The following is a 12,312-nucleotide window of genomic DNA, read 5'->3' on the forward strand; positions in this document are numbered from 1 at the left end:
TACCTAAATTTAAATAGAGTCTGGAAGGGCATCAATTTGACGTTGCAGTTGCTGAATTTTGGCTTCTGCACGGTCAAGGTTTTGATTCAAAAGACGAGTGTCTTGTTGCAGGTCATCCATTTGCCAGCGTGCAGCAAACAGGCCTGAGTCTTCTTTGAGGGCATCTTCAGCAAAAAATAGATGGCTTTGTAAAGAGCGTTTTAGATGTTTGGGTGCAAGCTGGATTTTACCCAGTTCATGCGCCAAGGCAGGTCCAATCCAAGGGCTAAGATGCGCAGCCAAATCAGGTTCTGCCTGTTGCATAATCCTTTGGATATCTTGCAGTAAATGGTAGTCACCTTGTACTGGAATGGTGCCGACATCTTCCGCTAAAAATAACTTCAGCAGTTCGACCACATTTTTCACCTGCAAGGTTGCTGTTGCAACTGTAAAGGTCTGCTGCGGATCAAACGGGCGTTGTTCAAAAATGGATGGACGCTCTGCTTGACCTGTCACACTCGGTTCAAGACGAACTTTGTCCTGATCAAAGAACACATCTACTGACAACTGCGGTGATTCGAGCACCACACGCAGCATTTTGCCTTGCAATTGATTGAGCTGAATGCGGGTAATAGCATCCAGATCAATCACATGGTGAATCAAGCGTTCAACTGCACCGAGTGCCAGAATGGACCACATAGCTTAACCTTCACCCAGTCCGTTTAAAGTTTAAAACCACGGTGTACTGCCACGATACCGCCTGTGAGGTTATGGTAATCACAGTTCTGGAAGCCAGCCTGTTCCATCATGCCTTTCAGGGTACGTTGGTCTGGGTGCATACGAATCGATTCAGCTAAATATTTATAGCTTTCAGCATCATTGGCAATGATCTTGCCCATGATTGGCAGTGCAGTGAAGGAATACAAGTCGTACAGTTTTGAGAATGGTTCAAATACAGGTTTAGAGAACTCTAACACCAGTAGGCGACCACCTGGCTTAAGTACGCGATACATGGCTGCTAGGGCGGCATCTTTATCGGTCACGTTACGTAAACCAAAGCTGATGGTGAGCAGGTCAAAACTATTGTCCGCAAATGGCTCCAAGGTTTCGGCATTCGCCAAGACGAAGTCGACATTGGTACAGCCTGCATCAATCAGGCGGTCACGACCGACGTTCAACATCGATTCGTTAATATCTGAAAGTACCACATGACCTGTAGGACCAACTTCACGGCTAAAGACTTTCGCCAAGTCACCTGTACCGCCTGCAATGTCTAATACATGTTGACCACGACGTACACCCGACATGTTAATCGCAAAGCGTTTCCATAGACGGTGAATACCAAAAGACATCAGGTCATTCATGATGTCGTATTTGCTGGCAACGGAATGGAATACTTCCGCAACTTTCTGTGCTTTATCTTCACTGCTGACAGTCTGGTAGCCGAAGTGTGTGGTTGCGCCAACATTGCCTGTATTGGCACCGCGAGGCAGATTGTATTTAGGTACCGTGCCATTCACAGGAGTATCGGTTAATTGTTGTTGTAAGGATTGTTGTTGCCCTTGAGGAACTCCCTCAGGAAGTGGACTGTTTAGGAATGGGCTGACTTTGTCTGTTTGTTGAGCCGACTCAGGTGTAGGGGTAGGCGTTTGATTTTCATTAGACATTCAAGTCACTCCTAACATAAAAATAGGGTTAATGTTGCAGTGCAAGCATGATGACAGATTCTCAGCCGATGTACAGTAACCATCATGCAATTGTTATGAATAATATACAGAAAAAATGATGCATCCTGTATCTATGCGCACGATTTTATCTTGTTGCGAATGCGCTGTTATTGAAAGGGATGCAGGTCACCCGCATGCACTTTGGCAATAATCTGACGTTCGATGGTGGTAAAATCTTTCACAAATTGCTCTGCCGATTTTAACGGTTTCATGGCCAAGAAGCCGTCTTGCATAAATTCATACATCACATCGAAATGGTGCTTGTAGGCGACACCTTTACACATTTTAAAAGCAGTATAGACCATGAATGAGCGCATATATTTGTCGAGGCTGGCACCTAACTGATCCAGCAGTTCCAGTTGATGTAACCGTGACTGTCCCTGATCCAGTTTCAAATAGCTGAGACGCATCATCTCATCGGTTAGTGGGGTGTTTGGGGCATAGTCTTCTAATAGTTGACGTGCAACATGTTCATCCAGTTGTACAGCAAGGATTGCCAATTCAACCCCAGCCGTACCCGTTTTAATCGCATTGTCAGGAATCAGTTTTTCGGCTTTATGCACATATTTCATCATACGTGCGATTTGTTGAGCTAAAGCATCAAAATCTGGACCACCGTATAAACGGTTCAAAAAGTACTGCGCCATCAACTGGTTACTTTTCACATTGAAGTGTTGTTGATGGGTGCGTTGCATACGCAGTTTTTGCCACATTTGTACATCGTGCAGGCGTTGAAATAGCTCAGCATTCTGGTGGTATTGCAATTGATTGTACTGTTCTAGTAAGTCATCTAGTACTGCAAGTTTAGACATGAGCTATCTCGATTTGAAACGTGTGCAAATCTTAGAGCTTGTTGCAAGTTCCCGCTATGACAAAATGATCGAATACGGCATGAAAATCAGCCAATTTGTCATGAAATTATACAAAGATCTGTAAAAATGAGCTTTCAGCTTGTTCTATACTGAAACAAAACAGCGGCTTTAAAAGACCGAATTTATATCTTTCAACTGATGGCGAGACAAAAATGGCGAAACAACAACTAGAACCAGCCTTGGTAGATGAAAGCCAACTGTCACTCGATTTAATTGATGCACAATACGCCTTAAAAGATACCCAAGGTCAGCCGAATGCCAAAAGCTTATTGGTGTTGGTTAGCGGTATAGAACTGGCAGGTAAGGGGGAGTCGGTTAAACAGTTACGTGAGTGGATGGATCCACGATATTTGCGGGTGAAAGCCGATGCGCCTGTGATGTTTAATAACACTCAAACCTTTTGGCAACCTTATGCAAAGTTTATCCCTGCGGAAGGACAAATTGTGGTGATGTTTGGAAACTGGTATGGTGATTTGCTCAGTACCGCCTTACATGTGTCGCAGCCGCTGGATGAAACGCTCTACGATGAATACGTCGACAACATGCGAGCCTACGAGCAAGACCTGAAAAATAACCATGTCGATGTGATTAAAGTTTGGTTTGATTTGTCTTGGAAATCGTTGCAAAAACGTCTGGATGATATGGATGCCAGTGAAATTCATTGGCACAAATTACACGGCCTAAATTGGCGCAATAAAAAGCAGTATGAACGTTTACAGAAGTTACGTCAGCGCTTTACCGAAGACTGGATCATTATTGACTGTGAAGATGAACAATTAAGAGACCAACAGTTTGCACAGCATGTATTAAGAGCCATGCAGCATTGCCCTGATTATGTGAAGTCAGCACAACATAAATGGAAACAAGCTGATATCCCCACCATTCTGCAACAACCACCCACCAATAAAATTGACAAGGCCGAATATAAAGCTGAGTTAGATCGGCTGACCCGGAAGGTTGCGGATACCTTACGTTTCGGGGAACGTAATGTGATTATTGCTTTAGAAGGCATGGATGCTGCGGGCAAAGGTGGTGCGATTAAACGGATTGTTAAATGTTTGGATCCACGTGAATACGATATTTATAGTATTGCGGCACCTGAAAAGTACGAATTACGTCATCCTTATTTATGGCGTTTCTGGGGGAAAATTATACCCAATCAGAATATTACGATTTTTGATCGGACGTGGTATGGACGCGTATTGGTGGAGAGGGTTGAGGGCTTTGCCAATGAAGTGGAATGGCAACGCGCTTATGAAGAAATTAACCGTTTTGAAAAAGATCTGACGGACAGCAGTACCGTGGTGGTGAAAATCTGGCTGTCTATCAGTAAAGATGAGCAATATGCGCGCTTTAAGGAGCGTGAAGAAACACCGCATAAGCGCTTTAAAATCACGGCAGATGACTGGCGTAATCGAGAAAAGTGGGACGAATATTTACATGCTGCAGCGGATATGTTTGAACGAACCAATACTGATTATGCACCTTGGTATATTGTCGCTAACGATGATAAATATAGTGCGCGACTGGAAATTTTAAGAAGCATTTTGAAGCAACTCAAAGCAGAGTAATCTGGGTTGAGTTGCTTGGTCGTATTCGGTTTTAACTCGCTTAAGTTTAAACGGTGGCTTGCAGGTTTTTCTTTTGTTGGATGGATTTGGCGAGTTTGTAACAATCTTCTACATGAGCCTCAGCCACTTTTTTCATGACGAAATAGCCGAGACTTGCCGCCACCAGCTGACCACCCAAGGGAATATATTTGGTCACTTGTTTGGTAATCATTTTAGAAGCGACATTATGCAGCGAGCTTTTTACGGCAGTACGAGCCACGATCAGACCTGAAAACTCAAAGCCACGTTTACGTAGTTCTTGCCAGTGAACCTGCTTGGTTTCCAAGTCAAAAACACTGATTTGCTCAGGTGCCAGCCCAAAGCGGGCATTAATTTCTGGAATCAGTTGTGACAAGATGCCAACATCAACCATCACATCAAAAAAAGGCACGGGAATGACCGCTGCACCCGCAGAGACATAGGCACGCTTTTGCACTAGTTCAAGGCATTCGGTGCGGATGTGTTCTAGATTTAATGAGGCATCAATTGAGTCAGGAAGATTGTCTATTTTCATTGTCTAGTCTAAACCTTGTATCTATTTTTATATTGAAGCATCTTTAAGCATCGATTTTCAAAGTCATTTTTAAATCGATGTTGTGCTATACCGTGACATAGACAGTACACCAAGTATAGTCAATAATCTTTATGCTTTTGTAGATTGTCGTTCATTTATCGTTGGAGAATAAATATTCATGGCCATTCACGTGATTCAAAGTCAACGGATTGATGTTTTGTTACAGGCCATGTTGAAAACGGTAAAATCTCAAAGTCGTAATCCCTTGCAGGTGCTCAAAACCCAGCATTTTATTGTGCCATCACCTGCGGTGGAAGCGTGGCTGACCCAGCAGATGGCCGAACAAAAAGGCATTAGTGCCAATACCCAGTTTCACCATCGCATCCGTGGTTTTCAATGGTCCGCATATCAATGGGTGCTGGATCAAGACAAAGAGCAGGTACGTAAAGCCAATATTCCACGCATTATTATTAAATGGCGGGTCTATCAAGCCTTGCTGGCGTATATTCAACCTGAACATTGCACTTTAGCTGCTGAACATCCACTGACCCCGATTGTGCAACGCATTTATGCCAGTGCGGATCAACTTGAACAGGGCAGCGAAAAACAACTGAAAAAGCAGCGTATGTTGTATTGGGTGGCGGAACAGGTTTCCAAATTATTCAGTCATTACATGGAATATCGCGGGCATTGTCAGAAAAACTGCCCTGCCAATCAATGTTCCTGTCCGACCAACTGGTTGCAACGTTGGGGCAATGATCAGGCGTTGCCGATTGAGCAAATGTTCTTCCAGACCAATACTGAAATTTCTGCATTTACTTTGAATCAAGCACATGAATTAGAAGCATGGCAGCGTTGGTTGTGGCAGGTGGTGTTTCATCAGGACTTCATGGAAATGCAGCAGATTGATGCGGCATTTTGGCAGACCTTGGGCAGTGTCGAAGCACCGAATGCAGCAGCACTAAAAAAATTGCCACAGCCTTTGGTGGTGTTTACCTTGCTGGACTTGCCACCGAGTCAGTTACAGTTTTTACAGCGTTTGGGGCAATATATTGATATTTACCTGCTGCACTATAACCCGTCACAGGAATATTGGGCAGACAGTGTCGATCCGAACTGGAAAGCACGTTACGACTTACGCGTTAAAGAACGTTTTATTGCCAAAAATCCGCAGGCAACCGATGAGCAAATCCAACAATTCTTTCAGGATTTCACCCTGCATTTTAATGCCGAGATTCGTGAATCACGCCATCCACTGTTGACCCGTTTTGGTAAGCAGGCACGTGATCATTTTTCACTGCTTTCAGGACTTTCTTCGGGAGAAGATGGGGTGTGGGCAGATGTATTTGTCGATGAATATCCGCTCACTTTATTGGGTAAAGTCCAGTCGGATATTTTGTATTTGGTCGAGCCTGAAGCCAATCAATTCAAATTGGATGCACAGGATGATTCCATTCAAGTGCATGTCTGCCATTCTAGTTTGCGTCAATTAGAAGTACTGAAAGAGCAGCTGATTGCATGGTTGGCACAAGGCTCTAAAGAACACCCTCGCCGTCCGAGCGATATTTTGGTGCTCAGCCCCAATTTAAAAGATATTGAACCGCATATTCGAAGCGTGTTTACACCGCCAGTTCGTGAGCGTGAAGATGCAGAAAGCATCTCGGGACGAATTACCCAAGACAGCATTTATTTGCCGGTGAAAATTGCAGGGGTAACGCAATTGGATGCCGCCAATGCATGGCGCGCGGTGTTGGGACGCATGCAATTGACTCAAGGGCGTTTCCGTCTGGATGACTTTGCTGACTGGTTAGGCTTGGCTGCCACACAGCAATGCTATGGCTTAGACATGAATATGGTTGAGCGCATGCTGGAACTGCTGGAGCAAGCAGGCTTTAAACGAGGACTCGATGCAGTACATTTGGCACTCAGTCTGACTGAAGGCGATCGGGACTACCGCTTTAGCTTTAAATTTGCACTTGATCGTTTGGCTTTAGGCATTGCCATTCCTGAACATACTTTGTTTGAAGACACTTTGAGTTTTGCCGAAGTGATGCCAAGTGATTTTGAGCTGATTGCGAAGCTCATTCAGATTTATCAAGATTTGGATGCCCGCCGTGAATGGTTATTGGCGCATGAACAACAGCAGCAGCCGAAGCAGGTTGAGCAATGGCTAAAAATCTTGATGCAGGAAGTGGCGGAATTTGAGCAAGCGGGTGTAGAGGTATTAGCCACAGTTTCGCAAATCATTAAAAAACAAGAACGAATGCTGACGCTGTCCAACTTCTATGAGGGGCAAGATCAATATGGCTTGAATCAGTTAAGCTTGCCATTGGGGTATTTGCTGGATGAAATTCACACCACTTTGGATGCACAGCTCGATCAGGCGGAACCAACCGGACAGATTACTTTTAGCCAGTTGGGGCAGATTCGTCCAATTCCATATCAATTGATTGTGATGCTGAATTTGGACAGTGGTAAATTTCCAAGTCGTAATCAACATTTACCCTTTGATTTAATGGATATCCTGAAACCACAATTGGGTGATCGCTCTCGTTTAGAGGATGATCAGGGGGCTTTCTTGGATGCCTTGTTGTTGGCACGGCAGAGTTTGTGGTTGTTTTATAAAGGGTTTGATGTCAATGATGGCGAAATGCGTGAACCTTCTACCGCTGTACAGGAATTGATTCAATATTTGGCTTTGATTACTCGGAAAGATGAAGCAGTAGAAGCTGGCCAGAATTTGCAAGGCTTAGACGTACCAGCACAATTGCATACGCTGTACCAGATTCATCCCTTACAACCATTTGATGTTGCAGGCTTTACCCAGTCTAAACCCACCCGCTTTCAGGATCACTGGTATCGGGTGGCGCAGCAGATTGCAGCACCGACAGGTCAACGTCAGGCATGGCAAGATAGTCCCTATCTCACGACGCAAAGTGATTTTCTTAGTCTGCAAAGCCGACAGTGGATTCAGGATGTCTGCTTCCCAGCGCGTCTGTATTTGAAAACTCTTGGGGTGGAAAACTTAAAACCTGAGAATCTACCTGATGAAGTAGAACCTTTGGTTCTAGATGGTTTAGGACGTTATGCAGTGCGGCATTTCTTACAGCAGCAAGGACAGGCGACCCAACCAGAACTGTTATTGGATCAATTACCTGTGGGTAAAATGCAGCAGGCAGCTTGGCAAATTAGTGTGATTGAACAGCAGCAATTACAGGCACGTTTGCAACGTTATGCACCAGACGTCACGCCTGTGACGCAGCAACTCTGGAATATGGATGCCACGATTCAGTTTCAAATCAGTGTTCCTACACAAACGACTCAGCAATGGGTCAGTCTGGAAGCCTCGAGTGCTCGCGCCAAACGACGAGTACAACTCTGGCTGGAATATCTGTTTTGGCTGGCACATGAAAACTTGGGCGATGCAGGACAGGACTTGGTGCGACTGGTGGTGTTTAGTGATCAGACGGTGCTCTGTCGTGGGGTATCTTCCCATCAGGCACGAGAATATTTGAAGGCATGGTTTGAGCTGTGGCAACACGGACAGACGCAACCTGTAGTCTTACCCGCAGCCTTGCTGTTTAAAGTGGCAGAAAAAGGCAAAGAACTGGAATGGCAGCCTGATGAACAAGGCAGACCTCAGATCAAAGATTGGGAAGCTCTGGTGAAAGACTGGCAGGATGATGGACGCTTCGCTGGTTACTCCGTGCTAGACAATGAAGCCAGTCAACAGCACCGCGATTGGCAATTTATTTTGCAACAGCAAGATACCACCGCGTTGTTGGCTCAAGCTTGCCAGCAGTATGCCTATGATTTGTATGCCCCGATTTTTCAATATCAACAGTTGATCAAGGAATAATGCAGATGACCACATTAACACCAGCTGCTGCAATTTCTTATCATCCAATTGTGGATATGCATTTTAAAGGCTTACACTGGATTGAGGCTTCAGCAGGCACAGGCAAGACCTTTACCTTATCCAGTTTGATGGTACGGATTTTCTTGGGTGATTATCTGCCGAATCAGGTGATTGCTACGACCTTTACCCGTGCGGCGGCAGCGGAGTTGCAAGGACGGATTCGCAGTCGCTTGGTGGATACTTTGCGTTACTTTGAAACCTGTCAAACCCTGACGCAATCGGAGCTACAACAGAAAATCGCAGAGGAATCGGATCCTTTATATCAAAAAGTTTTGCAGGATTATGCACCGCGTGTGGATTATGCGCGTGAACGGCTGAAATTGGTGATTGATCAACTGGATGAGCTTTTTGTGGGGACGTTGGACAGTTTTAGCCAGAAGTTGCTGCGTGAGTTTGCCTTTGAAAGCGGAAAAATTGAGCGTGCAGAAATTACCGATGACGCCAAACAATACACGCAGCAACTGATTCACGATGTCTTGCGTGAATGGATTCAGCAGCAACCGCAAAATATTCTGGACTATCTACTGCTGAATAAAAAATTAAAGTCGCAGCAGGCGTATGTGGCAGTGGTAGAAAACAGTCTGAATTTTGCTTCAGCGCATTTTCAAGCAGTGACTGCTCCCGAAGTCGATGTGGAAGGCTTTAGCCAGCAAGTTGAACATTTACTGGGGCTGGACTGGAGCCGCATTGCTGAATTGGCAGATTACTATAGTGCCGATGGTGCACATTTTAAGTTGCTGGCGAAGAAATGGCGCGATGACTACAAATTACAGCAACTTTTGACAATCAAGTTGCCTGAATTATTGGACGTGTTAAAGCAGCAAGGCACCTATGCTTTATTTGCCCCTTTATATGCCGAAACCCTGAAAAATTTGAGTGATGCTACCAATAAAGTACTGAACAAATGCCCTGATGAGGTATTTCAGGGCTTTCAACAGCATGTGCTGATCCGTGAACTCACCGCATTTATGCAAAGTCTGGATAAGCTCAGCTTTGATTTAGAAACGCTGGATAGCTATTTGCAGTTCTATCTGGCTTCGGAAGTGAAAAAGCGCTTGCCGCAAGTGTTGCAGCAAAAAGGCGAAACCACCTTTGCTCAGCAAATTCGTACCTTAGCCGATGCTCTGCAAGATGGGCAAGGCGCGCGCTTTGCTCGTTTTGTCCAAGCGCGGTATCCCTTAATTTTGGTGGATGAATTTCAGGACACCAATCAGGATCAGGACAATATGTTGGCACGCATCTGGCGTGATGCAGGACATTATGCCAAAGGCTGCATGATCATGGTGGGTGACCCGAAACAGGCGATTTATGGCTTCCGTGGCGGTGACATGCTGACCTATAACAAAGCCCGTGTCGATGTGTTGAGTAAGCAGGGACGGTTGTATAGTCTGAAATACAATCACCGTTCTGTGGCTGAACTGGTCACGGTAGTGGATGCCTTATTCCAGCGCCAAACCCAATTTGGCGAAGAGGTTGAATACACGGTAGTTGAGGCTGGACCACGTCCACATCCAGTATTGGTCGATACCCAAGGCAACAATCATCAGCCTTTACGCTGGCTAATGCTGCAAGACAAGAAAGATGAATTTATCCAAGTGGCGTGGAAAATCCGTGATTTACTCAATCAGGGGATTCAGCAGCAACTGTATTTGGCAGAAAGTGCAGGCAACCGTGGCGTAGATGAAAATGACATTGCGATTTTATCCAAAAACCATGATGGACTGGATAAGGTGCAATATGAGTTAGAACGTTTGGGCATCCGGGTGAATCGACCTTCTAAGCGCAGCGTCTTTGATAGTCCAATTGCACAGGATGTTGCCGCAATTTTAACAGCAATTATGCATCCTTATGATGAAGCCAAGGTGAAACGGGCACTGCTTACACGCTTACTGAATTTTCAACTCAGCCAGTTGATGGAATTGGAACAACGTCCTGAAGGATTGAGCCAGTTTATTGAGGATTTTGATTACATTCGGGAAATGTGGTTTAACACGGGCTTTTTAAGTGCATGGCAATATGCTTTAAACCTGTTTAAAGCCTGGTCGAATTTGGTTGCCAGTCAAAGTCGTGACAATGAACGTTGTGTGGTGAACTTACGCCATTTAACTGAATTGCTGAGTCAGCACAGTGAGCAGTTTCAAGGACCACAGGCGCTCTATCACTGGTATCTCAGACAAATTCAAGCACCAAGTGAGCGTGAGTGGGAGCTGGAGCGCAAGCTGTCGAATGAGGCAGGCGTGCAGCTGATGACCATCCACCAATCCAAAGGTCTAGAATTTAAAATCGTATTCCTGTTGGGCGCAGATAAAGATTTTCGGGAAATGAACAAGACCCTGAATTTCTCTACCCAGCAATTGCCCGATCCTGTGACAGGACAGCCCGAAATGCAGCGTGTGATTGCGGTGAATGACAAACACCTTTTGGATGACGTGGCGATTCAGCAGCACAATGCTCGTGCCGAGGCAGAGCAGCATCGTTTATGGTATGTGGCATTGACCCGCGCCAGTCATCGAGTCTATGCCATGTTGCAAGATCAGGCAGGCAAGTCGAGCACAGGTTTGGCGTTCTGGCGTGGGCATGCTGATCAAGTTTTTCAGCACCCACATAGCACAGATGAAGCCTTTTTAACCGACTGTCCTGCTGCAATCAAACTTGTACATGAACAGACGATACCCGAACTTTATGCAGTTGAGTTTCCAACACAACGCTTTTATCCGCGTGCCAAAACTAGTTTTAGTGCCTTGGCTCAGCATCTGAGTCGGCAGCAAGCACTGGATGCACTCGCGGTACAGCGTGAACACTTGCAAAGTGCAGCGGATGAAATCAATCTGGACGTGATGGAACAGTCTGAAGAGGTTGCTCAACAGATCAGTTGGATTCAACGCCAATTCCCAATGGGAACGCTAGCAGGAAATTTCTTGCATGAAATTTTTGAACATATTGATTTCCAACAGCCACAAGACTGGAAAATCGAAGTTCGCCGTCGTTTTAAAAATGATTATCCAAGTTTGTGGCATGCACTGTGCGACAAATATCAGCAGGATTTTCAGCAGTTGGATGAAGAGCAGTTATTGCTGTGGATGACGGAATGGTTGTTGCAGGTACTTTCGACTCCATTGCATCAACAGTTTTGTCTGAATCAGTTGAATGCAGAGTCGCATCTGGCTGAATTTCCGTTCTATTTGTCATTGTCCAATCATGTCTTGGCTATTAAGCGCATACAGGACTTATATGCCGAATATGGCATTTTCATGCCTGAACTGAATGCTGCCAATTCCGCACGCTATCTAACTGGTTCCATCGACTTGGTCTATTTTGATGGGCAGCGTTACCAAATTGCCGATTACAAGAGTAATTTCTTGGGTGCGGATATTGCAGATTACACCTCGTCAAAATTACAGGAAAGCATGTCGCATGCCAGTTACTGGTTGCAGGCGGGGCTATATTTGGTGGCGCTGCATCGCTATTTACAGGTGCAACTGGAAGACTATGAGATCGAGCAGCATTTAGGTGGCGCCAGTTATCTGTATTTACGAGGTATGCGTGGTGATGCGCAGTATGGGGTCAACTATTGGTGCCCTGATGCAGAATTTATTCTGCGTTTGGATGCATTATTGGGCTATTTTGCTGAAGAGCATGTTCATAAAAGTGCATAAGTCGCGATTGCTTCTATGTAAAAACAATGAATTAA

Annotated in this window: 7 protein-coding genes; 3 read left to right on the plus strand and 4 right to left on the minus strand. The window is 45.2% G+C overall.

Going from position 1 to position 12,312, the window contains the following annotated elements; all coding sequences use genetic code 11:
- Positions 1-9: 9 nt before the first annotated feature.
- The 3 genes from MKI85_RS13585 to MKI85_RS13595 form a co-directional block, all read right to left on the minus strand.
- Positions 10-678: a ubiquinone biosynthesis accessory factor UbiJ gene (locus tag MKI85_RS13585; protein WP_241628359.1), complete on the minus strand. Its 669-nt coding sequence runs from the start codon at positions 676-678 to the stop codon at positions 10-12.
- A 23-nt stretch (positions 679-701) separates the two neighbouring features.
- Positions 702-1,646 carry a bifunctional demethylmenaquinone methyltransferase/2-methoxy-6-polyprenyl-1,4-benzoquinol methylase UbiE gene (ubiE, locus tag MKI85_RS13590; RefSeq protein WP_241628361.1) on the minus strand — a complete coding sequence of 315 codons (945 nt, stop codon included), beginning with the start codon at positions 1,644-1,646 and terminating at the stop codon, positions 702-704.
- Between the two features lie 167 nt (positions 1,647-1,813).
- Positions 1,814-2,518, minus strand: a complete 705-nt coding sequence (locus tag MKI85_RS13595) for an FFLEELY motif protein (protein WP_241628363.1) — start codon at positions 2,516-2,518, stop codon at positions 1,814-1,816.
- Positions 2,519-2,730: 212 nt separating this feature from the next.
- On the opposite strand from MKI85_RS13595, the gene pap reads away from it, so the two are divergent.
- Positions 2,731-4,149, plus strand: a complete 1,419-nt coding sequence (pap, locus tag MKI85_RS13600; RefSeq protein WP_241628365.1) for a polyphosphate:AMP phosphotransferase — start codon at positions 2,731-2,733, stop codon at positions 4,147-4,149.
- A 46-nt stretch (positions 4,150-4,195) separates the two neighbouring features.
- On the opposite strand, the gene MKI85_RS13605 is transcribed toward pap, so the two are convergent.
- Complete coding sequence (locus MKI85_RS13605) at positions 4,196-4,702, minus strand: hypothetical protein (RefSeq protein ID WP_241628366.1); 507 nt, start codon at positions 4,700-4,702, stop codon at positions 4,196-4,198.
- A gap of 178 nt (positions 4,703-4,880) precedes the next feature.
- Here MKI85_RS13605 and MKI85_RS13610 point away from each other — a divergent pair, with 178 nt between their 5' ends.
- Complete coding sequence (locus MKI85_RS13610) at positions 4,881-8,561, plus strand: exodeoxyribonuclease V subunit gamma (RefSeq protein WP_241628367.1); 3,681 nt, start codon at positions 4,881-4,883, stop codon at positions 8,559-8,561.
- 5 nt (positions 8,562-8,566) lie between these two features.
- Entirely contained in the window at positions 8,567-12,277 is a 3,711-nt protein-coding gene (locus MKI85_RS13615) for a UvrD-helicase domain-containing protein (RefSeq protein WP_241628368.1), read from the plus strand.
- Positions 12,278-12,312 lie beyond the last annotated feature (35 nt).

It is taken from the genome of Acinetobacter zhairuonensis (assembly GCF_022601715.1).
Classification (GTDB): Bacteria; Pseudomonadota; Gammaproteobacteria; order Pseudomonadales; family Moraxellaceae; genus Acinetobacter.

Bases quoted from the DNA above. Each gene is read 5' to 3' on its own strand.
- MKI85_RS13585 (WP_241628359.1), bottom strand. From the start codon at position 678: ATGTGGTCCATTCTGGCACTCGGTGCAGTTGAACGCTTGATTCACCAT.
- ubiE (WP_241628361.1), bottom strand. From the start codon at position 1,646: ATGTCTAATGAAAATCAAACGCCTACCCCTACACCTGAGTCGGCTCAA.
- MKI85_RS13595 (WP_241628363.1), bottom strand. From the start codon at position 2,518: ATGTCTAAACTTGCAGTACTAGATGACTTACTAGAACAGTACAATCAA.
- pap (WP_241628365.1), top strand. From the start codon at position 2,731: ATGGCGAAACAACAACTAGAACCAGCCTTGGTAGATGAAAGCCAACTG.
- MKI85_RS13605 (WP_241628366.1), bottom strand. From the start codon at position 4,702: ATGAAAATAGACAATCTTCCTGACTCAATTGATGCCTCATTAAATCTA.
- MKI85_RS13610 (WP_241628367.1), top strand. From the start codon at position 4,881: ATGGCCATTCACGTGATTCAAAGTCAACGGATTGATGTTTTGTTACAG.
- MKI85_RS13615 (WP_241628368.1), top strand. From the start codon at position 8,567: ATGACCACATTAACACCAGCTGCTGCAATTTCTTATCATCCAATTGTG.